The 21,964-nt window shown below is 72.2% G+C and carries 22 protein-coding genes and 1 riboswitch; of the genes, 15 read left to right on the top strand and 7 right to left on the bottom strand.

Annotation, left to right across the window (positions count from 1 at the left end; genetic code table 11):
• Positions 1-163: 163 nt before the first annotated feature.
• Genes HUT12_RS19390 through HUT12_RS19380 form a run of 3 tightly spaced genes read right to left on the bottom strand, consistent with a single transcriptional unit; the run spans position 164 to position 2,552 of the window.
• On the bottom strand, positions 164-895 hold the full coding sequence (locus tag HUT12_RS19390; protein WP_176094278.1) for an amino acid ABC transporter ATP-binding protein: 732 nt from the start codon (positions 893-895) through the stop codon (positions 164-166).
• Positions 892-1,674, bottom strand: coding sequence for an amino acid ABC transporter permease (locus HUT12_RS19385; RefSeq protein ID WP_176094277.1), 783 nt, complete (start codon positions 1,672-1,674; stop codon positions 892-894). Before HUT12_RS19385 ends, HUT12_RS19390 begins: the two co-directional genes overlap by 4 nt.
• A gap of 35 nt (positions 1,675-1,709) precedes the next feature.
• On the bottom strand, positions 1,710-2,552 hold the full coding sequence (locus HUT12_RS19380) for an ABC transporter substrate-binding protein (RefSeq protein ID WP_131055127.1): 843 nt from the start codon (positions 2,550-2,552) through the stop codon (positions 1,710-1,712).
• A gap of 261 nt (positions 2,553-2,813) precedes the next feature.
• Positions 2,814-2,926, bottom strand: a riboswitch (SAM riboswitch).
• Positions 2,927-3,218: 292 nt separating this feature from the next.
• On the opposite strand from HUT12_RS19380, the gene HUT12_RS19375 reads away from it, so the two are divergent.
• The 7 genes from HUT12_RS19375 (at position 3,219) to HUT12_RS19345 (ending at position 8,911) form a co-directional block, all read left to right on the top strand.
• Positions 3,219-3,521, top strand: coding sequence for an urease subunit gamma (locus tag HUT12_RS19375; protein WP_131055129.1), 303 nt, complete (start codon positions 3,219-3,221; stop codon positions 3,519-3,521).
• Complete coding sequence (locus HUT12_RS19370; protein WP_176094276.1) at positions 3,518-3,883, top strand: urease subunit beta; 366 nt, start codon at positions 3,518-3,520, stop codon at positions 3,881-3,883. Before HUT12_RS19375 ends, HUT12_RS19370 begins: the two co-directional genes overlap by 4 nt.
• Positions 3,880-5,583, top strand: a complete 1,704-nt coding sequence (locus tag HUT12_RS19365; RefSeq protein ID WP_131057779.1) for an urease subunit alpha — start codon at positions 3,880-3,882, stop codon at positions 5,581-5,583. The genes HUT12_RS19370 and HUT12_RS19365 overlap by 4 nt, the downstream gene beginning before the upstream one ends.
• The gene (locus tag HUT12_RS19360; RefSeq protein WP_176094275.1) at positions 5,583-6,266 is read left to right on the top strand and encodes an urease accessory protein UreF; all 684 of its coding nucleotides are present in this window, start codon (positions 5,583-5,585) and stop codon (positions 6,264-6,266) included. The genes HUT12_RS19365 and HUT12_RS19360 overlap by 1 nt, the downstream gene beginning before the upstream one ends.
• On the top strand, positions 6,256-6,993 hold the full coding sequence (gene ureG / locus HUT12_RS19355) for an urease accessory protein UreG (RefSeq protein ID WP_131057516.1): 738 nt from the start codon (positions 6,256-6,258) through the stop codon (positions 6,991-6,993). The genes HUT12_RS19360 and ureG overlap by 11 nt, the downstream gene beginning before the upstream one ends.
• A complete protein-coding gene (locus HUT12_RS19350; protein WP_176094274.1) occupies positions 6,993-7,757 on the top strand; it encodes an urease accessory protein UreD in 765 nt (254 codons plus the stop codon). The genes ureG and HUT12_RS19350 overlap by 1 nt, the downstream gene beginning before the upstream one ends.
• Before the next feature lie 128 nt (positions 7,758-7,885).
• Positions 7,886-8,911, top strand: coding sequence for a serine hydrolase (locus tag HUT12_RS19345; protein ID WP_176094273.1), 1,026 nt, complete (start codon positions 7,886-7,888; stop codon positions 8,909-8,911).
• A 72-nt stretch (positions 8,912-8,983) separates the two neighbouring features.
• Here HUT12_RS19345 and HUT12_RS19340 read toward each other — a convergent pair whose 3' ends face one another.
• On the bottom strand, positions 8,984-9,433 hold the full coding sequence (locus HUT12_RS19340) for a MarR family winged helix-turn-helix transcriptional regulator (protein WP_176094272.1): 450 nt from the start codon (positions 9,431-9,433) through the stop codon (positions 8,984-8,986).
• 97 nt (positions 9,434-9,530) lie between these two features.
• Here HUT12_RS19340 and HUT12_RS19335 point away from each other — a divergent pair, with 97 nt between their 5' ends.
• The 6 genes from HUT12_RS19335 (at position 9,531) to urtE (ending at position 15,969) form a co-directional block, all read left to right on the top strand.
• Positions 9,531-10,658, top strand: a complete 1,128-nt coding sequence (locus HUT12_RS19335; protein ID WP_236145985.1) for a substrate-binding domain-containing protein — start codon at positions 9,531-9,533, stop codon at positions 10,656-10,658.
• A 463-nt stretch (positions 10,659-11,121) separates the two neighbouring features.
• Positions 11,122-12,366 (top strand): urea ABC transporter substrate-binding protein, encoded by a 1,245-nt coding sequence (urtA, locus tag HUT12_RS19330; protein ID WP_176094271.1) that lies wholly within the window; start codon positions 11,122-11,124, stop codon positions 12,364-12,366.
• Between the two features lie 78 nt (positions 12,367-12,444).
• On the top strand, positions 12,445-13,332 hold the full coding sequence (gene urtB, locus HUT12_RS19325; protein WP_176094270.1) for an urea ABC transporter permease subunit UrtB: 888 nt from the start codon (positions 12,445-12,447) through the stop codon (positions 13,330-13,332).
• Positions 13,329-14,507 (top strand): urea ABC transporter permease subunit UrtC, encoded by a 1,179-nt coding sequence (gene urtC, locus HUT12_RS19320; protein ID WP_176094269.1) that lies wholly within the window; start codon positions 13,329-13,331, stop codon positions 14,505-14,507. The genes urtB and urtC overlap by 4 nt, the downstream gene beginning before the upstream one ends.
• Positions 14,504-15,277 carry an urea ABC transporter ATP-binding protein UrtD gene (urtD, locus tag HUT12_RS19315; RefSeq protein WP_176094268.1) on the top strand — a complete coding sequence of 258 codons (774 nt, stop codon included), beginning with the start codon at positions 14,504-14,506 and terminating at the stop codon, positions 15,275-15,277. The genes urtC and urtD overlap by 4 nt, the downstream gene beginning before the upstream one ends.
• The gene (gene urtE / locus HUT12_RS19310) at positions 15,274-15,969 is read left to right on the top strand and encodes an urea ABC transporter ATP-binding subunit UrtE (protein WP_254876885.1); all 696 of its coding nucleotides are present in this window, start codon (positions 15,274-15,276) and stop codon (positions 15,967-15,969) included. The genes urtD and urtE overlap by 4 nt, the downstream gene beginning before the upstream one ends.
• Positions 15,970-16,117: 148 nt before the next feature.
• Here urtE and HUT12_RS19305 read toward each other — a convergent pair whose 3' ends face one another.
• From HUT12_RS19305 to HUT12_RS19295, 3 genes are all read right to left on the bottom strand, one after another.
• A complete protein-coding gene (locus tag HUT12_RS19305; RefSeq protein WP_176094267.1) occupies positions 16,118-16,597 on the bottom strand; it encodes a Rieske (2Fe-2S) protein in 480 nt (159 codons plus the stop codon).
• Positions 16,598-16,613: 16 nt separating this feature from the next.
• A complete protein-coding gene (locus HUT12_RS19300; RefSeq protein ID WP_236145824.1) occupies positions 16,614-17,180 on the bottom strand; it encodes a DUF6529 family protein in 567 nt (188 codons plus the stop codon).
• Positions 17,181-17,248: 68 nt separating this feature from the next.
• Complete coding sequence (locus HUT12_RS19295; RefSeq protein WP_131054159.1) at positions 17,249-18,061, bottom strand: hypothetical protein; 813 nt, start codon at positions 18,059-18,061, stop codon at positions 17,249-17,251.
• Between the two features lie 261 nt (positions 18,062-18,322).
• Between HUT12_RS19295 and HUT12_RS19290 the strand changes: the two genes are divergently transcribed.
• A complete protein-coding gene (locus HUT12_RS19290) occupies positions 18,323-20,119 on the top strand; it encodes an ABC transporter ATP-binding protein (protein WP_131054160.1) in 1,797 nt (598 codons plus the stop codon).
• Positions 20,116-21,939 (top strand): ABC transporter ATP-binding protein, encoded by a 1,824-nt coding sequence (locus tag HUT12_RS19285; protein ID WP_254876884.1) that lies wholly within the window; start codon positions 20,116-20,118, stop codon positions 21,937-21,939. The genes HUT12_RS19290 and HUT12_RS19285 overlap by 4 nt, the downstream gene beginning before the upstream one ends.
• Positions 21,940-21,964: the final 25 nt, after the last annotated feature.

The following is a 21,964-nucleotide window of genomic DNA, read 5'->3' as shown; positions in this document are numbered from 1 at the left end:
GACCTCCCGGTTGAGTTGGATGTTGCAGATTCGAGCGACAGCCTATACCGGCCGTGAGATATCGAGGCTGAGGAGCCTGTTGTGGCGTTCCGAAGGCGGTTGACGCTACGCGGTGCGTATCCTCGCGTACCGGAGGGTGATATTGGATGTGCCTTCGTTCGCCTCAGAGAACCTGGGACAGGAAGCGGCGTAGGCGCGGGTGCTCGGCCGACTCGAAGATCGCGGCCGGCTCGCCGGCCTCCAGCACCACTCCGGCGTCCATGAACGCGACGGTGTCGGCGACCTCGCGCGCGAAACCCATCTCGTGAGTCACCACCACCATGGTCATGCCCTGCGACGAGAGGTCCGCCATCAGCGACAGCACGCCCTTGACCAGCTCCGGGTCGAGCGCCGAGGTGGCCTCGTCGAAGAGCATCACCTGCGGCTGCATGGCCAGCGCCCGGGCGATGGCCACCCGCTGCTGCTGCCCGCCGGAGAGGTGCGCCGGCCGGGCGTCGGCCTTCGCCGCCAGCCCCACCCGGTCCAGGTGGGTACGCGCCACCGCCACCGCCTCGTCCTCGCCGAGCTTGCGGATGCGCCGTAGCGCGACGGTGATGTTGCGCAGCACGCTCATGTGCGGGAAGAGGTTGAACTGCTGGAACACCATGCCGACCCGCTGCCGCAGGGCGTCCGGGTCGTCGCGCAGCACGCTGCGCCCGTCCAGCAGCACGTCACCCTTGTCCGGTTCGAGGAGCCGGTTGACGGTCCGCAGGAGCGTCGACTTACCGGACCCGGAGGGGCCGATCACGCAGGCGGTCGCGCCGCGTGCGACGTCCAGGTCCACCCCGCGCAGCACCTGGTGAGGGCCGAAGGCCAGGTGTACGTCGCGCAGGCTCAGGCTGACCGAGGTGCTCATCGTTGGTTGCCTCCGGCGGCGCCGGGCAGCGCCAGGTCGAGGTCGTCCGGGTCGTCACCGGCCGGTCCGGTCGCCGGGCGGCCGTGCCGCAGCCGCCGGTCGATCCAGTTGACGACGTGCGTCAGCGGCACGGTCAGGGTCAGATAGAAGAGCCCGGCGAGCAGCAGCGCCGACTGGTTGCCGGTGTTGGCCGCGTAGTCCTGCCCGATCCGGAACAGCTCCCGCTGGCTGGCCAGCAGACCGAGGAAGTAGACCAGGCTGGAGTCCTTGATCAGGGCGATGAGCTGGTTGACCCAGGCCGGCAGGACCCGCCGGACACCCTGCGGGATCACCACCACCCGCATCGCCTCCCACCAGGAGAAACCGAGCGCGCGGGCGGCCTCCACCTGGGTGGCCTCCACCGACTGGATGCCGGAGCGGAAGATCTCCCCGATGTACGCCGACGCGATCAGCGACAGCGCCAGGATGCCCAGCGGGTACGGGTTGGGTCCCCACACCTGCATGCCCAACGGCGCCAGACCGACCCCGATCAGCAGGATCGTCGCCGCCGCCGGCAGACCGCGGAACACGTCGGTGTAGACCCGGGCCGGCCACCGCAACCAGCGGGTACGCGAGATGCCCGCGACGGCCAGCACGATGCCCATGGCGGAGCCGAGCAGGGCGGCGGTGACCGCCAGGATCAGCGTGTTCGGCAACCCGACGGTGATCATGTCGGGCAGCGCCTCGCGCATCGACTCCCAGTCGAAGAACGTCTCCCACAGGGTGCGCAACGGATCCACGGTCGACCTCCGCCCTACTCGCTCGTCGTCCTACCTCAGGAGGCGGCCGGCGCCGACACCTCGCCGCTGCCCGGGGTGAAGTCGGCCGGGATCGGCCGGCCCGGGTAGTACTGCTCCTGGAGGCGGGTCCAGGTGCCGTCGGCGATGACCTCGTCCAGGGCCCGGTTCAGCGCCTCGCGCAGCGTGTCGTTGCCCTTGGCGACCGCGTACGCGGTGGGTGCCGGGCTGAGTTCCTTCGCCGCGACCGTGATCCTGCCGCCGCTGTCGGCGGCGGTCTTCTCGCCGATCTCGGCCGGGGCGATCCAGGCGTCGGCGGTGCCCGCCTTGAGCTGGTTGATCGCGCCGTTGTAGTCCGGCACCCGCACCGGGTCGAGGCCACGCCCGGTGGCGTAGTCGTCCTGGACGGTGCCCTGCACGACGACCACCCGCTTGCCCGACAGCTCGTCGAAGCTCGCCAGCGTCGAACCGGCGGGCACGTCGAGGCCGAAGTATCCGAAGTCGTAGCCGTTGCCGAAGTCGACCGTCTTCTTCCGCGCCTCGGTGATCGTGATCGAGGAGCTGCCGACGTCGAACTTGCGGTTGTTGACCTGGGCGAGCAGACCGGAGAAGTCGGTGCCGACGAACTCGACCCGCAGCCCGAGCTTGTCGGCGGCGGCGACCAGCAGGTCGTTGTCGAACCCGGTGAACTCGCCGTCCTTGAGGTACACGTTCGGCGGTGCGTCGGTCAGCGTGCCGGCCCGCAGCACCCCCGGCTGGAGCAGGTTGTACGGGTTCTCGGCGGGGTCACCGTCCGCGCCGCAGGCGGTGAGGGTGACGGCGGCGAGCACGGCGGTGACGCCGACGGCGGCGGCCCGGGTGAGGGCAGGAAGGAATCGCACAGGTGTCTCCTGATGAGCGGCGGCGGGCACGCACGTGCCACACCGACGGTCCGCCGTGGGACGGACCGCGAAGGATGGGAACGAACGGGGTGGTCGTCCGACCGGGTGGGGTCGACGGCCGGGTGGCGACGCGGTCAGCTACACGCGGCGCTGCACACCCGCATCATGTCGACGTGCCGACGCCGGGTCAGGTGCCGGCAGGCAACCGGTCGATCGGGGTACGCCATGGCTCTCCTCAAGGTCGTGATGACCTGGGACACCAGGCCACGCTTGCACCGGAGATCGCTCCGATGCCTGGTCCTCACCCGGGGCACCCCTGCGCGGACGAGGGTTGCCGGCCAGCGAGCCGGGGCTTGACGCTGACGCTCTTGACCTGCCGCCGAGGCTAGCAGCCCGTGACGGGGCAGCGTCCACCCGTTATGACCACGCTCACGCGGGGTGTTGCCCGCTGCCCGCGTGATCCCTTACGGTCTGCTCAGCGGTGGGCGGTGCGGTCCGCATCCGACCCGACACCGCCGGTGGTCCGTCACGCGGACCGGGGAGGTGGAAACCCCGGGCCCCGCGCACGTGGCGGTCGGGACCGGCGGGCGAACCCCGACCGGCGGTCGGCGCGTCGAGGCGCCGGGCCGACGGTGTCCGGGGCGCGGAACCCACCGGGAGCACCCCGTGTATCTCACCCCTCACGAGCAGGACCGCCTGCTCGTCCACGTGGCGGCGGACGTCGCCCGACGCCGCCGCGAGCGCGGCCTGCGTCTCAACTACCCGGAAGCCGTCGCGGTGCTCACCGCCTTCCTCCTCGAAGGTGCCCGCGACGGGGCGTCCGTGGTCGACCTGATGGCCTCCGGCCGCACCGTCCTGAGCCGGGACGACGTGCAGGACGGCATCCCCGAGCTGCTGAGGGAGGTGCAGGTGGAGGCGACGTTCCCGGACGGCACCAAGCTGGTGACGGTGCACCACCCGATCCCGTGATCCCCGGGGAGATCCTGCCGGCGGCGCGGCCGGTGGAGATCAACGCCGGACGTCCGGTGACCACGCTGCTCGTGGTGAACACCGGTGACCGGCCGGTGCAGGTCGGGTCGCACTACCACTTCGCCGAGGCCAACCCGGCCCTGGACTTCGACCGGTCCGCTGCCTGGGGGCAGCGTCTCGCCGTACCGGCCGGCACGTCCGTGCGGTTCGAACCGGGCGTGAGCCGCACCGTGGACCTGGTGCCGCTGCGCGGCGCGCGGATCGTCCCCGGCCTGCGCGGCGAGTGCGCCGGCCCGCTGGACCCGGCCCCGACGACGGCGGTGCCCGACGACGGCGCGCAGCGGAGCGGAGCGACGGCATGAGCATGGTGGAGCGGGAGCGCTACGTGGCGCTCTACGGGCCGAGTACGGGCGACCGGATCCGGCTGGCCGACACGAACCTGCTGATCGAGGTCGAGCACGACCACTGTGCCGGCGGCGACGAGGCGGTCTTCGGCGGCGGCAAGGTGATCCGCGAGTCGATGGGGCAGTCCCGGGCCACCCGGGCGGAGGGGGCCCTGGACACCGTCATCACCGGCGCGGTGGTCCTCGACCACTGGGGCGTGGTCAAGGCGGACGTGGGGATCCGCGACGGGCGGATCGTCGCGCTGGGCCGGGCGGGCAACCCGGACACCATGGACGGTGTGCACCCGGAGCTGGTGATCGGACCGGCGACCGAGGTGATCGCCGGCAACGGCCGGATCCTCACCGCCGGGGCGGTCGACACCCACGTGCACTTCATCTGCCCGCAGATCGTCACCGAGGCGCTGGCCGGTGGGGTCACCACCCTGGTCGGCGGCGGCACCGGACCGGCCGAGGGGACCCGGGCCACCACCGTCACGCCGAACGCCTGGCACCTGGCCCGGATGCACGAGGCGCTGGACGCGTTCCCGGTCAACGTGCTGCTGCTCGGCAAGGGCAACACGGTCTCCGCCGAGGCGCTCTGGGAACAGCTGCGGGCCGGTGCCGGCGGCTTCAAGCTGCACGAGGACTGGGGCACCACCCCGGCGGCGATCGACGCGTGCCTGCGGGTGGCGGACGCCTCGGGCGTGCAGGTCTCCATCCACACCGACACCCTCAACGAGGCCGGGTTCGTCGCGGACACCCTGCGGGCGATCGGCGGCCGGGCGATCCACTCGTACCACACCGAGGGGGCCGGGGGCGGGCACGCGCCGGACATCATCACCGTCGCCGGGGAACCGAACGTGCTGCCCTCGTCGACCAACCCGACCCGTCCGTACACCCGCAACACCCTGGCCGAACACCTCGACATGCTGATGGTCTGCCACCACCTCAACCCGGCGGTGCCGGAGGACCTGGCGTTCGCCGAGAGCCGGATCCGACCGTCCACGATGGCCGCCGAGGACCTGCTGCACGACCTGGGCGCGATCTCGATCATCGGCTCCGACTCGCAGGCGATGGGCCGGGTCGGCGAGGTCGTGCTGCGGACCTGGCAGAGCGCGCACGTGATGAAGGCGCGGGTGGGGGCGTTGCCCGGTGACGGTGCCGCCGACAACCACCGGGCCCGGCGGTACGTGGCGAAGTACACCATCTGCGCGGCCATGGCCAACGGACTCGACCACGAGATCGGCTCGGTCGAGCCGGGCAAGCTCGCCGACCTGGTGCTCTGGGAACCGGCGTTCTTCGGCGTCCGACCGCACCTGGTGATCAAGGGCGGGTTCATCGCGTACGCCCAGATGGGGGACGCGAACGCCTCGATCCCGACGCCGCAGCCGATGCTGCCCCGCCCCATGTTCGGCGCGTACGGCGTGGCGGCCGCCGCCACCAGCCTGGCGTTCGTGGCACCCGCCGCGCTCGACGCCGGGCTGCGCCTGGACGTGCGTCGCCGGGTGGTGCCGGTGGCCGACGTACGGCAGCGCGGCAAGACCGACCTGCCGGAAAACGGTGCGCTGCCGCGCATCGAGGTGGACCCGGACACCTTCACCGTCCGCATCGACGGCGAGGTGGTCGAACCCGACCCGGTGACCGAGTTGCCGATGGCCCAGCGCTACTTCCTGTTCTGATGAGCGCGCCGACCATGCTCCTGCTGCTCGCCGACGGGCGGTTCCCAGCGGGGGCGCACGCCCACTCGTCGGGGCTGGAGGCGGCTGTCGCGGCCGGGCGGGTGACCGACCTGGCCACGTTGGGGGAGTACCTGCGCGGGCGGCTGGCCACCGCCGGGCTGGTCGCGGCGGCGTTCGCGGCGGCGTCCCGTCGGGCCGCCCGGTCGGCCGGACGCCGGGACCTGCTGGCGCGGCTCGACGCCGAACTGGACGCCCGGACCGCGTCGCCGGCCCAACGGGCGGTGTCCCGTCGCCAGGGCCGGGCGCTGCTGCGGGCCGGGCGGGAGATCTGGCCCGGTGACACCTTCGACGACCTGCCCGCCAGGCCGCCCGGCCCGCACCAGCCGCTGGTGCTGGGGTTGGTCGGCGCCGCAGCTGGTCTGGACCCGGCGCAGGTCGCCACGGTCGCCGCCCACGCGACGGTGACCGGTTCGGCAAGCGCCGCCGTACGTCTGCTCGGCCTCGATCCCTACCGGGTGCAGGCCCTGCTGGTGCGGCTCGCGGTCGCCTGCGACGCCACCGCGGCGCGGGCGGCGCGGGCCGCCGAGGAACCACCGGAGCGGCTGCCGGCCGCCGCCGCTCCGCTCGCCGACATCCATGCCGAAGTCCACGCCACCTGGGAGGTGCGTCTCTTTGCGTCCTGAGACCGAGCACGACGAGTCCGTTCCCCACACCCACCCGGAACCCGGAGTCGACCCGCACGCCCCGCTGCCCGCCGCGTCGCGGGCGCTGCGGGTCGGCATCGGCGGTCCGGTCGGCTCCGGCAAGACGGCGCTGGTCGCCGCGCTGTGCCGGGCCTTCGCCGACGAGTTGCGGCTGGCGGTGGTGACCAACGACATCTACACCACCGAGGACGCCGACTTCCTCAAGCGGGCCGGGGTACTCGACCCGGACCGGATCCGGGCCGTGGAGACCGGCTGCTGCCCGCACACCGCCATCCGTGACGACATCGGTGCCAACCTCGACGCGGTCGACGAGTTGGCCGAGGCGCTGGGCCCGCTGGACCTCGTGCTGGTGGAGAGCGGCGGGGACAACCTGACCGCCACCTTCAGCCGAGGTCTGGTGGACCGGCAGATCTTCGTGGTGGACGTGGCCGGCGGGGACAAGGTGCCGCGCAAGGGTGGCCCCGGCGTGACCGCCGCCGACCTCCTGGTGATCAACAAGACGGACCTGGCCCCGATGGTCGGCGCCGACCTGTCGGTGATGGACCGTGACGCGCGGGCCCGCCGGGGCAGCCTGCCGACGGTGTTCCAGTCCATCACCGAGGATCCGCTGGCCACCCGGGTCGCCGGGTGGATCCGGCACGAGTTGGCCCACCACCGGGCCGCGACCGCGCACGCCGACCACCCGGTACCCGCCGGGCAGGCCTGATGCGTGCCACCGCCCGGCTGCTGGCCCGCGCCGACCGGCACGGGCGCACCGTGCTGGCGGAGCTGCGCGGGGAGAGCCCGCTGCTGCTGCGCCAGGTGCCGGCGTCGGACGGTGGCGTCACGGTGTACGTCGTCGGCGGTGCGGCCGGTCCGCTCGCCGGCGACGACCTGCGGCTGGACGTCGAGGTGGGCCCCGGTGCGGTGGTCCGCGTCCGCACCGTGGCCGCCTCGATCGCCCTGCCCGGCCGCTCCGGCGCGGTCTCCCGGATGCTGGTCCGGGTGACCGTCGCCGCCGACGCCACGCTGCACTGGCTGCCGGAGCAACTGGTCGCGGCGGCGGGTTGTGCGCACGTGGCCGACGCGCAGGTGGACGTCGCCGAGGGCGGCACCCTGCACTGGCGGGACGAACTGATCTGCGGTCGGTACCAGGAGGCACCCGGCAACGCCGAGGTCGTCACCCGGGTCGACGTCGGGGGCCGGCCCCTGCTGCGGCAGTCGCTGGCGGTCGGGCCGGACACACTCGGCTGGGCCGGACCGGCGGTGCTCGGCGGCGCACCCGCCACCGGCTCGCTGCTCGTGGTCGACCCGTGCGCACCGTCCGTACCCCCGGCGGTCATGGGCACGGTCGCCCGGTTGCCACTGGCAGGCGGCCCGGCCACCCTCTGGACCGCCACCGCCCCGGACGCGCACACCCTGCGGAGGTACCTCACCCCGACGGCGACGGCGTTCCCGGTCGACGGCGACGAGGCCGTCCGAGTCGGGTGAGCCCCGCCGGCTCGCGGCGACCGATCCGCTCCACTCTGGAGGAGGGGGCGGCGATAGATGGGCGGGTATGGCAGGGTGTGTCCGGTGCCGGTATCCCGCCGGTCGCACGCCGGACCAGAGGAGTGGCAATGGCCGAGCAGATGAGCCGTCGGGCCGCGATCGGGATCGGGGCCGCTGCGGCGGCCCTGGTGGCGACACCGGGCGGCGCTGCCGCCGCGCCCGGTACGTCGGGCGGTGCGGCACCGTCCGGTCACGATGCCGCGCAGGCGCTGATCCGGCGTACCTATCGGCAGCAGAAGGCGCGGGCGGGCGGTGCGTGGCGTTCGCACGTGGCGATGGTGGACGACTCCGGTGCGCTGCGGACCGTGGTGGCCGACGACGTCGACCGGGTGACGCACGGGTACAGCGTGCAGAAGCTGGCCGTCGCGGTGGCGGTGATGGACAAGATCGACCGGGGTGAGCTGGCGCTCGGCCAGCGGCTCGATCTGACCGGCGACATCATCCTCGGTGGCAGTGGCATCTACTTCCTGCACACCGTCTGGGGTGACGAGATCACCGTGGCGAACTTCCTCACCGCCATGCTGCTCGTCTCCGACAACACGTCGGTGCGGATGTGCGGGCGGGTGGTGCCGGCACTGGAGATCAACGAGATCCTCGCCGCCAAGGGCTTCACGCACACCCGGGTCGAGCCGGTGGCCAACCCGAACCGCTTCTTCCTCGGCGTCACCACCCCGCGCGAGACCCACGACCTGCTGTGGCGGCTGGCCACCAAGACCCTGCTGTCGACCCGGTCGTGCGACTTCCTGCTGGGCATCCTGCGCTGGGTGAACGGCTACCACGACGGGATCCGTCGCGACATGTCCTCGGCGGAACGCAGCCGGGTGGCCACCAAGTACGGTGCGGACTACGACGAGAGCGGCGCGGCCCGGCACGAGGCCGGCATCATGTTCGACGCGACCGGCGCGCCGACGCTGACCTACGCCTTCTTCGCCGACTCCCTCGGCGACCTGGACAACTACGGCGGCACCCACCCGGCGGTACGCGCCCACGCGACCCTGGGTCGGGTGATGTTCGACGCCGTCGGGCCGGTCACCAACCGCGCGGCACGAGCCCGGCACTCCGTCAACCGGTTCCGCCCGGTCAACGGCGGCTGACCCGACGTCACCCGGCACCGTGGCCGGCCGGCCACGGTGACCCGCCCGCCCGCCCGCCGGCCGGTGGCGGCGTCAGACCCGGGTGGGGGCCGGGCGGCGGTCCGGCTCCAGCCGTCCGATCAGGTCGTCCAGGTGCCCGGCCAGGTCCGCGTCACCGGAGGCGGTCAGCCCGGACAGGTCGGTGTGGACCCGCGCGGCGATCCGCTCGTGCTCGCGTCGCCCCCGGTCGGTCAGGTACGCCCGGATGCGTCGCCGGTCGAACGGGTCGACCCGCCGGAACACCAGGTTGCGGTCCACGAGCTGGTCGACCAGCTTGGTCAGGGTGCCCGGGGGCAGGGACGCCTCGGCGGCGACCTCGCTCATCGGGTGCCCCCGACCGTCGGCGAGCAGGCAGAGCACCCGCCACGCCTCGATGGTGAGCGACTCGACGGCGAGCACCCCACCGACCCGGCGGGCGAGCAGACGCTCGGCGCGGGTGAGCAGGGGAAGCAGGTCGGCTGCGGAGCCGGGAAGGTCTGACATGGCACTCCCGCCTGGCGGTTGCCGAGTCATCGTACCGAGACGTCCCGTCTGCTGGGGAGGTCTGGTCATCATCCCCGGCTGCGGCCACGATGTGTTCATGTCCGCGCCGGCACCGGGGTACGGGCGCCCGCAGGCGGGGGAGAGGCTCGCCGCCGGGGCGCCCTGGCTCACCGTCGACCGGGGCGTGGTCAGCATCGCGCTGGTGTACCCGATGCGCGGACCGGCCGGCATGTTCGGCCCGAGCTGCGAGCAGTGTGCCCAGCTCGCGATGGAGGAGGTCAACCAGCGCGGCGGGGTGCTCGGCCGCGAGCTGCGGCTGGTGCCGGTCGACGGCGGTGCGCCACCGGCCGAGGTCGCCGCCGAGGTGGAGGCGTTGGTGTCGACGGGCGCCGTGCAGGGCGTCACCGGCTGGCACATCTCGTCGGTCCGGCAGGCGGTGGCGCCGCGCATCGCGCACCGGGTGCCGTACGTCTACACCGCCCTGTACGAGGGTGGCGAGCGTACCGAGGGGGTCTTCCTGACCAGCGAGACGCCGGACGCGCAGCTGTGGCCGGCGATGCGGGTGCTCGCCGCCGACCTCGGGGTCCGTCGCTGGTTCGTGGTGGGCAACGACTACGTCTGGCCGCGCCGGACCACCCGTGCCGCCTACCGGTACGCGCTGGACAGCGGCGGTCGGGTGGTCGGGCACCACTTCCTGCCGTTGGAGACGCACGACTTCGTCGAGGTGCTACGACGTATCGAGCGCAGCGACGCGGACGCGGTCCTGATGCTGCTGGTCGGTGCCGACGCGGTCCGGTTCAACCGGGCCTTCGCACGGTCCCGGTTGGACCAGCGCTGCCTGCGGTTGAGCACGCTGATGGACGAGAACATGCTGTTGGCCAGCGGGGCGACGAACACGCGGGGACTGTTCAGCACGGCAGGCTTCTTCGCCGGGCTGGTGACGCCGGAGAATCTGGACTTCCACGGTCAGTTCGCCCGCCGGTTCGGGTTGGAGGCGCCGCCGCTGGGCAGCCTCGGTGAGTCCTGCTACGAGGGTGTGATGCTGCTGTCCGCCCTGATCGCCAAGGCCGGCACGCTGGACGTCCGCGCGGTGGAGGCGTCCGCCGACGTGGTGTCGTACGACGGGCCGCGCGGCGAGCTGCGGTTGCGTCGTCGGCACGTACGCCAGCGGATCTATCTGGCCGAGGCCGACGGCCTGGACTTCACCGTCCTCGCCGAACTCTGAGCCGGCCGACCGTGGCGTGACCCGACCGTGCCTTGACAGGGTCGCGCGCCGGCCACATAAGATACTTCCTGTGTGAAGTATCCGGCCCTCGGTCGGGATGCGACCAACCACCCGCCGATGATCGGTAATTGCCGTCGTCGCGGTTCATATTGTTGTGCCGGTGCCATTCCGTCGATCCTCGCGGCGGGGCTCCGGCATTTTCTGTTTCCGCTCCCGTGAACGGCGCCAGTCAGCGGAAACAGTCTATTGAGGATCGGGAAACATCCGCGCAATGAAGCGGATCGAAGCTTTCCCTGCCCGATATCCGAATCGCTGCCCGGGTCGGCGTCCACCCGTCGTTCCAGGCAGCGCGACGCACCTCAACGGACCGCACCGCACCGCACAGATCCGCACTTTACGACCCGGGGCCGACGTACGTTCCCGGGCACTGACTCCACGCCCAGGCGCGAAGCAGGGAGCATTGATGACACTGATCCGGGGCCGCCGCATCCTGGCGGGTGCCATGACCCTGGTCGCCGCAGCCGCACTGGCCGCGTGCGGCAGCAAGACCACCGATGGGAACACCTCCGCCGGCGTCAGCGCCGACGTCTCCGGCGACACCGTCAAGGTGGGCCTGCTCAACTCCCTCTCCGGCACCATGGCCATCAGCGAGGTGACCGTCCGCGACGCGATCACGCTGGCGATCGAGGAGATCAACAGCGCCGGTGGCGTGCTCGGCAAGAAGATCCAGCCGGTCGGCGAGGACGGCGCCTCGGACTGGCCGACGTTCGCCGAGAAGGCCGAGAAACTGATCCGTGAGGACCGCGTGGCCGCCGTCTTCGGATGCTGGACCTCGGCCAGCCGCAAGGCCGTCAAGCCGGTGTTCGAGAAGAACAAGGCGCTGCTGTTCTACCCCGTGCAGTACGAGGGACTGGAACAGTCTCCGTACATCTTCTACACCGGTGCCACCACGAACCAGCAGATCGTTCCCGGGCTGGAGTATCTGAAGGCGCAGGGTGCCAAGTCGCTCTATCTGGTCGGCTCCGACTACGTCTTCCCGCGCACCGCGAACAAAATCATCAAGGCGTACGCCGAGGCCAACGGAATGACGGTGCTGGGGGAGGACTACGCCCCGCTCGGGTCCACCGAGTTCGGCACCATCACCAACAAGGTGAAGTCCGCCGGCGCGGACGCCGTCTTCAACACCCTCAACGGCGACAGCAACGTGGCGTTCTTCAAGGAGTACAAGTCCGCCGGGTTGACGGCGGCCACCATGCCGGTGGTCTCGGTCTCCATCGCCGAGGAGGAGGTCAAGAGCATCGGCACCCAGTACCTGGAAGGCCAGCTCACCGCCTGGAACTACTACCAGACCACGCCGGGTGCGGCGAACGAGAAGTTCGTGGCCGCGTACAAGGCCAAGTACGGCGCGGACAAGCCGACCAGTGACCCCATGGAGGCCGCGTACGTCTCGGTCCACCTGTGGAAGGCGATGGTGGAGAAGGCCGGCACGTTCGACGTGGAGAAGGTCCGGGAGGCCGCCGACGGCATCACCTTCGAGGCGCCGGAGGGTCTGGTCACCGTGGACGGTGCGACGCAGCACATCGCCAAGACGGCCCGCGTCGGCAAGGTCGGCGCGGACGGGCTGATCGCCGAGGTCTGGAACTCCGGCCAGCCGATCACCCCGGACCCGTACCTGAAGAGCTACCCCTGGGCCGGCGGCCTGAGCTGACCGACGCCCCGGTCCCACGGCCCGGACGGGAGGAGTCCCGTCCGGGCCGACCCCCACCCGCAGTTCGGAGTACCCACCGTGACAGTTCTCATCGGTCAACTCTTCACCGGCGTCAGCATCGGCGCGGTGCTGCTGCTGATCGCGTTGGGTCTGGCGCTCACGTTCGGCCAGATGGGCGTGATCAACATGGCGCACGGCGAGTTCATCATGGCCGGCGCCTACACCACCTACGTCCTGCAACAGGTGATCACCGCGGCCGGCTGGTCGCTGCTGGTGGCGCTGCCGGTGGCCTTCGTGGTGGCCGGCACGATGGGCGTCCTGCTGGAGGTCCTGCTGATCCGCCGCCTCTACGCCCGGCCGCTGGACACGCTGCTGGTCACCTGGGGCGTGTCGCTGATCCTGCAACAGCTCGCCCGGGACGTCTTCGGCAGCCCGAACGTGCAGACCCGCGCCCCGGAACTGCTCACCGGGAACATCGCCCTGCCCGGCGGGATCACCGTCGCCAACAACCGGCTGTTCATCCTGGCCCTGGCCGGTGGCGCGGTGGTCGCGCTGACCCTCGCGTTGCGCCTCACCCGGCTGGGGCGGCGGATCCGCGCCGTGGTGCAGAACCGCGACCTGGCCGCCGTCTCCGGCATCGCCACCGCCCGGGTGGACCGGACGACCTTCTTCATCGGCTCCGGCCTGGCCGGCATCGCCGGAGTCGCGCTCACCCTGCTCGGCCCGATCGGTCCCACCATGGGCACCAACCTGATCATCGACGCCTTCCTGGTCGTCGTGGTCGGCGGCATCGGCCAGCTCAAGGGCACCGTGATCGTCGCCTTCGCGCTGGGTGTGCTCCAGGCGTCCGGCGAGTACCTGACCACCCTCAGCGTCGCCAAGGTGATGGTGTTCGTCGCCATCGTCGCGTTCCTCCAGTGGCGACCCCAGGGCATGTTCACCCTGCGTACCAGGAGTTTGGCATGACCACCGTCGCCAGAGATCCCGTCACCGACGCCGCACCCGCGCCCCCGCCGGCCACCCCGGCCGCCGGCCCGTCCCGGCACCGGTTCCGGGCCGCCGCCGGGTTCGCGTTCGGCGCGGCCCTGCTCTTCGCCGTCGCCCCGCTGCTGCTCTCCGACTTCCGGCTGTCCCTGCTGGCCAAGTACCTCTGCGTGGCGATGGTCGCGGTCGGCATCGGCCTGGCCTGGGGACGCGGCGGCATGCTCGCCCTCGGCCAGGGGGTCTTCTTCGGCCTCGGCGGCTACGCGATGGCCATGCACCTCAAGCTCGCCGACGCGGGTCCGGGCAACATGCCCGACTTCATGATGCTGTACGGGCAACTCGACGAGTTGCCGCTGTGGTGGCGCCCGTTCGCCAGCCCGTGGTTCGCCCTGCCCGCCACGGTGCTGCTGCCGATGGCGGTCGCCTTCGTCCTCGGGTCGCTGGTGTTCCGCCGCCGGGTCCGGGGCGCCTACTTCGCCATCCTCAGCCAGGCCCTCGCCGCCGCCATGGTGATCCTGCTGATCGGCCAGCAGGGCACCACCGGCGGCACCAACGGCCTCACCGACATCCAGGGCTTCTTCGGCTACGACCTGGACGACCCGGTCAACCAGCGGATGGTCTACTTCATCATCGCCGGTACCCTGTTGGCGTTGCTGGCCATGACCCGGCACCTGATGCAGAGCCGCTACGGCGAACTGCTCGTCGCGGTCCGCGACGGCGAGGAACGGGTCCGTTTCCTCGGCTACGACCCGGCCACCGTCAAACTGGTCGCGTACGTGGTGGCGGCGGGGATGGCCGGGCTGGCCGGGGCACTGTTCGTCCCGGCGGTCGGCATCATCTCACCGGCGCTGATCGGCATCGTGCCCTCCATCGAGTTCGTCATCGGTGTCGCCATCGGCGGTCGCGCCACCCTGCTCGGGCCGGTCCTCGGCGCGGTCGCGGTGGCATGGGCCCGGACCGCCCTGTCGGAGCGGTTCCCGGGCACCTGGACGTACCTCCAGGGCCTGTTGTTCGTGGTGGTGGTGGCCTTCCTGCCCGGCGGTCTGGCGTCGCTGGTCGGCCTGGTGCGCCGCCGCTCCGACCCACCCGCCGATGGCGGGCCGCGGCCCGGTCCGTTCGGGCGACTACGGCGGCGCAAGGTGGAGGCGGCATCGTGAGCGAGCAGCTGCACGGGCTCTACGTGCGTGACCTGCGGGTGAGCTTCGACGGTTTCACCGCCGTGGACGGCGTCAGCCTGGACGTCGCGCCCGGCGACATCCGGTTCCTCATCGGACCCAACGGTGCCGGCAAGACCACCCTGGTCGACGCCGTCACCGGGCTGGTCCGGGCCACCGGCTCGGTCCGCTTCGGCGACCGGGAACTGCTCGGTCGTCCGGTGCACCGGATCAGCCGCCTCGGCGTCGGTCGGACGTTCCAGACCTCGACGGTGTTCGAGGAACTGACCGTGGTGCAGAACCTCGACATCGCGGCCGGGGCCCGCCGGAGCTGGGCGACGCTGCTGCGCCGCCGGCACGGGGTGCCCGACGAGGTGGCCGAGGCGCTCGACGTGATCGGCCTGGCCGACCGGGCCGAGCAGCTCGCCGGCACCCTCGCGCACGGGCAGAAGCAGTGGCTGGAGATCGGCATGCTGCTCGTCCAGGACGCCCGCCTGCTGCTGCTCGACGAACCGGTGGCCGGCATGAGTCACGAGGAACGCGACGCCACCGGCCGCCTGCTGGAGAAGGTCGCCCAGGACCGCACGGTGGTGGTGATCGAGCACGACATGGACTTCCTGCGCCGCTTCGCGCGGACGGTCACCGTGCTGCACGCCGGTCGGGTGCTCAGCGAGGGCACCGTGGCGCAGGTGCAGGCCGACCCGCGCGTGCAGGAGGTCTATCTCGGTCACCCGGTCGACGCCGGGTCGGCCCCGACGGCTATGGAGGCATGATGCTCAGTCTGCGCGGCGTGCACGCCGGCTACGGGCGCAGCCGGGTGCTGCACGGCGTCGACGTCGAGGTGCCCGACGACGGGGTGTCGGCGGTCCTCGGACACAACGGCGCCGGCAAGTCGACCCTGCTGCGGGTCGCCGCCGGCCTGCTGCGTCCCAGTGCCGGTCGGGTCGAGCTGGATGGGGTGGACATCACCCGGCTGGCCCCGCACGAGCGGGTCGCCCGAGGTGTCGCCTACGTGCCGCAGGGCCAGCAGTGCTTCCCGCACCTGACGGCGGCGGAGAACCTGCGTCTGGTCGCCGACGGTCGGCGTGACGGCGCGGCGGCCACCGACGAGGTGCTGGACCTGTTCCCCGCGCTGCGCGGGCTGCTGCGTCGCCGGGCCGGGCTGCTCTCCGGTGGCCAGCGCCAGCAGTTGGCCATCGCCCGTGCCCTGATCACCCGGCCCCGACTGCTGATGCTCGACGAGCCGACCGAGGGCATCCAGCCGTCGGTGGTGACCGAGATCCAGGAGCGGATCGTGGCGCTGATCGCGCAGCGCGGGTTCAGCGTGCTCCTGGTCGAGCAGCACCTCGGCTTCGCGCTGCGGGTGGCCGACCGCTACCACGTACTGGAGTCGGGGCGGGTCACCTCGGCCGGCGACGGCGGGGCGAGCGCGGAGCGGACCGTACGCCAGGCGCTCGCGGTCTGAGCCCGCCGAGGCGCCGGGACCCCTGCCCCACCCGCCCCCGGGTAAGGCAGGGGCCGTCCGGTGTCGCGACGCCACCCCGGACGGCCCCGCGCGGCCCGGGCCTGGGTGGGCCGCGTCCTGGTGTCGGCGCCGCTGGGACGTGTCCGGGTCAGGCGAGCCGGATGGCGTCCCCGTCGACGGAGACGTTCGCGGCGGGCAGCGGGGACCCCGCCGGGCCGCTGCGCACCGTACCGTCGGCGATGTCGAACACGCTGTTGTGGCAGGCGCAGACGATGGTGCCGTTGGTCACCGCGGTGACCGTGCAGCCCTGGTGGGTGCAGGTCGACGAGTACGCCTTGATGGTCCCCGGCGTCGGCTGGGTGATCACCACCCCGGCGTCGGCGTAGATCTGTCCACCACCGACCGGGATGTCGGCCAGGGTGGCCAGGGCCGGCGGGCCACCACCGGCGTCCGGCGCGCCCGACGCGGACGGGTCGGCGCTGGGGTTCGCGGCGGGCGGCGGTGGCGGGGGAGCCGACGTCGGCTGGCCGTAGGTGGCGCAGCCGGTCAGCGCGGCCACGCCCACCGCGCCGGTGCCGGCCAGCATCGCCCGCCGCGACCGGCAGCAGCCGGCCTGCTCGTGGTTCATCCGAGGTGCCTTTCCGTCAGAGCTGGAAACCGAACGTGGTGAAGTACCAGACCGACGAGGTCAGGAAGATGCCGATCAGGGCCACGAACACCACCCCGCCGACCACCGGCAGCACCCAGCCGGCGAGTCCGCGCTTGGGCAGGGTCAGCATCTTGGTGGCGAACGCGCCGAAGAAGAAGCAGCCCAGCAGGGAGTGCATCAGCACCCGGGTGTCGAAGTCGGCGAAGCCGAGCGCGTACAGGCAGTGCACCGCGACCGGGACGGTGAGCAGGAAGGCGATCCGTCCCGACCAGCGGTGCGCGGTGCCGGCCCAGGACGGGGAGAACCCGCCGAGCCGGCCCCACATGGACAGTGCCGAGAGCAGTTGGACGACGGCGAAGAAGGCCGCGCCGGTGCCCAGCCACACCTTCACCGTCAGCGGCGAGGAGAACCCCGCCACGTTGACCGCGATGCCGGTCGGGGTGTGGGTGCGGCCGTACACCCCCAACGCCACCGCGACCCCCGCCCCGACCAGCAGCGGGACCACCATCGACGGCCGTGGCCTCGGCGCGCTCGGCGGCGGCGGGCCGTCGAGGTCGCGCATCACCTCCATCGAGGGCTCCCGGGGGCGGCGGGGCACCGTCCGGACGCTGCTGTGGCGGTGCTGGGACATCACCGTGCTCCGGGGACGACCGGTGCGGCGGTGATGGTGACTCCGTTGACCTTGGTGGTGAAGAAGGCCGGGTCCAGCGGCGGTGCCGGGATGGGCTTGCCGTTCCAGGTGACGATGCCGATCTGGGTGCCGTCCGGCAGCATGATCCAACCGCCGTCGATGCCGGCCGCGCGGATCTCCTCGGTGGCCCGGTAGATCGCCGGTGCGGTGCCGGAACCGGACTTGACCACCGGAGCGTCGTCGGTCTTCTCCTCGGGACGGGCGGTGAACTTCCACCGGCGTACGCCGACGACCATCTCGCCGCTGGCGACGTCGCCCCGGATCACGCCGGTGAGCTTGGCGTCCTTGCCGGTGAGTTCGATCTTGCCGTCGCGGACCGTGCCGGAGAGCCACACCTCCATTTCGCGACCGTCGCAGACGTACGCCTCCGCCTTGCCGTTCTTGACGGTGATCGCGATGGTGGCGCCGTTCTCGAGCTGGCCGATCCAGTTCTGCTCCACCGAGTTGACCTCGGTACCGGCCGACGACGGGTCCCGGTCGGTCGGTGGCGAGGTCACGCCCGGTCGTGCGCCGTCGGTGCCGTCGGGGGCGTCCGGGTCCACCTCCGGCTCGGCGGGGTCGTCCACATCGCCGTCGACGTCTGCCTCGACGTCGTCCTCGATGCCGGGCGACGGTGCCGGCGCGGCGGCCGGCGGTCCGTTCCCGGCGGCGGGCTGGGTTCCCGGCGGGGATGCCTGCGCACTCATCGTGAACAGCACGGCGGCCGTCACCGCCCCCGAGAGGAGGGTGAGCAACGGGGTCATGCGCTTCATGGGCCACTCCCTTCGCCCAAGACGTACGGCCGGCGGCGGTGTATCGGTTCAATCGGCGCGGGAGAACCTTTGCCGCAAGGTCGAGGGGGTGTCCGAGGTGGTCCGTTCGGACAGGTGTCGATCACCCTGAGCGGTCGGTCGGCCCACCGTCGGCGACATTTGCGGGCGAGGAAGCTGTCTCGCGAGATCGATAACGACTACCATTACACCGTTCGGGAGGTCCTCAAGGGACCGACGACCGCCGACGAGACGGGGTGGGCGATGGCCGCCGGTACCGACACGGACGCCGGTGGTGGCGGCCGGGAACTGCTCCGATCACTGGTCCGGGCGCAACGGGGCCGACTCGCCTCGGCCGTGCTGCTCGCCGTCGCGGCGGTGGCGTGCCAACTCGTGCCCTACCTGATGGCCTACCGGGTCGCGGTCGAGCTGGTCACCGAGGCGGACCCCGACGGCGGTTCCCTGATCCGGTACGCCGTGGTCGCGCTGGTCGCCATCGTGGCCGGCACCGGGCTGATGGGCGGGGCCCTGGCGATCAGCCACGTCTGCGCGTACTGGCTGCTGCACCGGCTACGCCAGCGCATCGCCGAACGCGTCTCGGTGCTGCCGTTGGGCGAGGTGACCCGGCGCGGCAGCGGCGGGGTCGGCAAACTCGCCATGGAGGACGTCGAACGCGTCGAGGTCTTCGTCGCGCACATGCTGCCCGACGCGGTCGCCGCGATCACCGTGGTCGCGGCCACCACCGTCTGGCTCTTCGTCATCGACTGGCGGCTGGCGCTCGCGGCGGTGGCGGTCGTCCCGCTGGCCATGCTGGCGATGCGGCACGCCACCCGGGGCTCGGGCGCGTGGGTGGCGCAGTGGCACGGCGCCGGGATGGCCATGAACCAGGCGGTCACCGAGTTCCTCCACGGCATCAAGGCCGTCAAGGTGTTCAACCGGCAGACCGACACGGTGGCCCGGGCCACCGACGCGGTCCGCCGGTACGTCGACTCGGAGACCCGCTGGGGGCTGGCCTTCCTGCCCGGCGGGGCCGCGTACTTCACGGTGATGGCGGCCAACGTGGCCGTCGTCGTGCCGGTCGGGCTCTGGCTCTACCGCGACGGCGCGGTCGACCTGCCCACCCTGCTGCTGTTCCTGCTGCTCGCCCTCGGGTACACCGCGCCGCTGACCAAACTCACCGGCTACAGCTCCCAGTTGCGCCAGGTGCGGTTCGGCGCCGACGAGATCGCCGCCCTGCTGAACAGCCCGGCGCTGCCGGACACCGGCCACCGGGTGCCGCTCGGCCCGACCTCGGTCGAGCTGACGGACGTCTCGTTCGGCTACACCCCCGACCGGCTGGCGCTCGACGGGGTGAGCATCCACGCCGAGGCGGGCCGGGTCACCGCCGTCGTGGGCCCCAGCGGCTCGGGCAAGAGCACCGTCGCCCGCCTCGTCTCCCGGTTCTTCGACGTGGACGCCGGCAGCGTCCGGGTGGGCGGTGTCGACGTCCGGGACATGGCCGTCGACCAGCTCATGGACACGGTCGCGGTGGTCTTCCAGGACCCGTTCCTGTTCCACGACACGGTCCGGGCCAACCTGACCCTGGGACGCCCCGACCTCGACGACGAGACCGTGCACCGGGCCGCCCGGGCGGCGCGCTGCCACGACTTCATCCTCTCCCTGCCGCAGGGCTACGACACGGTGGTCGGTGAGCGCGGCGCCACCCTCTCCGGCGGCGAGCGGCAACGCATCTCGATCGCCCGCGCCCTGCTCAAGGACGCGCCGGTGGTCGTGCTGGACGAGGCGACCGCCTCCACCGACCCGGAGAACGAGATCGCCATCCAGCAGGCGGTGGCGAACCTCGCCACCGGACGCACCCTGCTGGTCATCGCGCACCGGCTCAGCACCATCCGCGACGCCGACCGGATCGTGGTGCTGACCGACGGCCGGGTGGCCGAGACCGGCCGCCACGACGACCTGGTAGCCGCCGACGGCACGTACGCGCGGCTCTGGGCCGACGCCACCACCAGCGCCCGATGGAGTCTCGGCGCCAGCGACGAGCGGAGCGGAGCGCGCGGATGAGCACCCTGACCTCACCTCCCGACGGCCGACCGGACGCACCGCCCGTCGGCACGGTGGCCGGACGCACCGTGGCCCTCATCCGCCGGCTGTGGGAGCTGTCCGACCCCCGGCTGCGTCGCCAGCAACTGTGGGGGATCGCCGCCCGGATGGCGGCGGCGGTCTGCATCGCGGTGCCGATCTGGCTGCTCGTCGTGGTGCTGCAACGACTCCGCGAGGCCAACCTCGGCGGGCCGCCGATCAGCCAACGCGAGGTGCTCTGGTGGAGCGTCGCCGTGGTGACGGCGACCGTCGGCCAGTTCGGCTTCGACCTGCTCGCGCAGCGGCAGAGCTGGGTGGCCTCCTTCGAACTCCTCGGCGAGCTGCGCCTGCGGGCGCTGGAGCACCTGCGCCGGCTACCGCTCGGCTACCACACCAAGCGGCAGACCGGCGACCTCACCGCACTGGTCACGCACCATCTCAGCGAACTGGAGCCGGTGGTCTTCGGCGCCGTACCCACCATCATCGGCGCGGCCCTGCTGCCGCTGGTGATCGCGGTGGGCCTGCTGGTCGAGGACTGGCGGATGGGCCTGGCCGCGCTGGCCACCATTCCGCTGGCGATGCTGGTCTACGCCTGGTCGCAGCGGACCTTCGCCCGGCTCGCGGCCGAACGCGCCCAGGCCAGCGGCCAGGCCGCGGCCCGCTTCCAGGAGTACGTCTCGGGCATCGCGGTGGCCCGCGCGCACGGTGCCACGGGTGAGCGCTCCAGCCGTCTCGCACAGGCCCTGGTGCGGCACCGGGAGGCGAGTATCGGGCTGGTCAACAAGCTGGTCGTGCCGCTGGTGCTCTTCCTGACGGTGATCGAGCTGGGGCTGCCGGTGGTCCTGCTGGCCGGTGCCTTCCTGCTGATCGGCGGCGACCTGGCACCGGCCACCTTCCTGGTGTTCGCGGTGCTGTCGCTGCGCATCCACGGGCCGTTGCGGGCGATGGGTGAGCAGACCGAGAGCCTACGGGTCGGTGAGGCGGCCGTGGACCGGCTCGGCGCGCTGCTGGCCGAGCCGGTGCCGGCGGAGGTCCGTGCCGGACCGGTGCCGCAGGGCCACGACGTCGAGTTCGACCGCGTCTCCTACACCTATCCGGGGGCGGCCCGGCCGGCGCTGCGGTCGGTCAGCTTCGAGGCCACCGCCGGCACGGTGACCGCGCTGGTCGGCAGCAGCGGCGCCGGCAAGACCACCTGCCTGCACCTGCTGGCCCAGTTCTTCGCGCCGGACTCCGGGGCGATCCGGATCGGCGGGGTGGACATCCGGGAACTGGACAGCGGGACCCTCTTCGACGCGGTGACCGTCGTCTTCCAGGACAGCTACCTGTTCAGCGAGTCGGTGCGGGACAACATCCGGTTCGGCCGACCGGAGGCCGACGACGACGAGGTGGACCGTGCCGCCGCGCAGGCCCGGGTGGACGAGATCGTGGCGCGGCTGCCGCAGGGCGCGGACACCCTGGTCGGTGAGGGCGGTGCCACGCTGTCCGGTGGTGAACGGCAGCGGTTGTCGCTGGCCCGCGCCATCCTCAAGGACGCGCCCATCGTGCTGCTGGACGAGCCGACCGCCGCGATGGACGCCACCAACGAGCGCCACGTCCAGCAGGCCCTGTCCGGCCTGATCCGGGACCGGACGGTGCTGGTGGTCGCGCACCGGCTCGGCACGGTGCGGCACGCCGACCGGATCGTGGTCCTCGACGCCGGCGAGGTCGTCGAGGTGGGACGGCACGACGAACTCCTGGCCCGCGACGGGCGGTACGCGCGGATGTGGGCCGAGCAGGAGGCGACCCGGTCCTGGCGGCTGTAGTCGTCTGACGGGCGGCCGACGGCCG

This window comes from Verrucosispora sp. NA02020, from assembly GCF_013364215.1.
GTDB lineage: Bacteria > Actinomycetota > Actinomycetes > Mycobacteriales > Micromonosporaceae > Micromonospora.
The sequence above is the reverse complement of the archived record's forward strand: the minus strand, read 5'-3'. Positions and strand labels throughout refer to the sequence as shown.

Bases quoted from the DNA above. Each gene is read 5' to 3' on its own strand.
- HUT12_RS19390 (WP_176094278.1), bottom strand. From the start codon at position 895: ATGAGCACCTCGGTCAGCCTGAGCCTGCGCGACGTACACCTGGCCTTC.
- HUT12_RS19365 (WP_131057779.1), top strand. From the start codon at position 3,880: ATGAGCATGGTGGAGCGGGAGCGCTACGTGGCGCTCTACGGGCCGAGT.
- HUT12_RS19360 (WP_176094275.1), top strand. From the start codon at position 5,583: ATGAGCGCGCCGACCATGCTCCTGCTGCTCGCCGACGGGCGGTTCCCA.
- HUT12_RS19350 (WP_176094274.1), top strand. From the start codon at position 6,993: ATGCGTGCCACCGCCCGGCTGCTGGCCCGCGCCGACCGGCACGGGCGC.
- HUT12_RS19345 (WP_176094273.1), top strand. From the start codon at position 7,886: ATGGCCGAGCAGATGAGCCGTCGGGCCGCGATCGGGATCGGGGCCGCT.
- HUT12_RS19340 (WP_176094272.1), bottom strand. From the start codon at position 9,433: ATGTCAGACCTTCCCGGCTCCGCAGCCGACCTGCTTCCCCTGCTCACC.
- HUT12_RS19335 (WP_236145985.1), top strand. From the start codon at position 9,531: ATGTCCGCGCCGGCACCGGGGTACGGGCGCCCGCAGGCGGGGGAGAGG.
- urtA (WP_176094271.1), top strand. From the start codon at position 11,122: ATGACACTGATCCGGGGCCGCCGCATCCTGGCGGGTGCCATGACCCTG.
- urtC (WP_176094269.1), top strand. From the start codon at position 13,329: ATGACCACCGTCGCCAGAGATCCCGTCACCGACGCCGCACCCGCGCCC.
- urtE (WP_254876885.1), top strand. From the start codon at position 15,274: ATGATGCTCAGTCTGCGCGGCGTGCACGCCGGCTACGGGCGCAGCCGG.
- HUT12_RS19305 (WP_176094267.1), bottom strand. From the start codon at position 16,597: ATGAACCACGAGCAGGCCGGCTGCTGCCGGTCGCGGCGGGCGATGCTG.
- HUT12_RS19300 (WP_236145824.1), bottom strand. From the start codon at position 17,180: ATGCGCGACCTCGACGGCCCGCCGCCGCCGAGCGCGCCGAGGCCACGG.
- HUT12_RS19295 (WP_131054159.1), bottom strand. From the start codon at position 18,061: ATGAAGCGCATGACCCCGTTGCTCACCCTCCTCTCGGGGGCGGTGACG.
- HUT12_RS19290 (WP_131054160.1), top strand. From the start codon at position 18,323: ATGGCCGCCGGTACCGACACGGACGCCGGTGGTGGCGGCCGGGAACTG.
- HUT12_RS19285 (WP_254876884.1), top strand. From the start codon at position 20,116: ATGAGCACCCTGACCTCACCTCCCGACGGCCGACCGGACGCACCGCCC.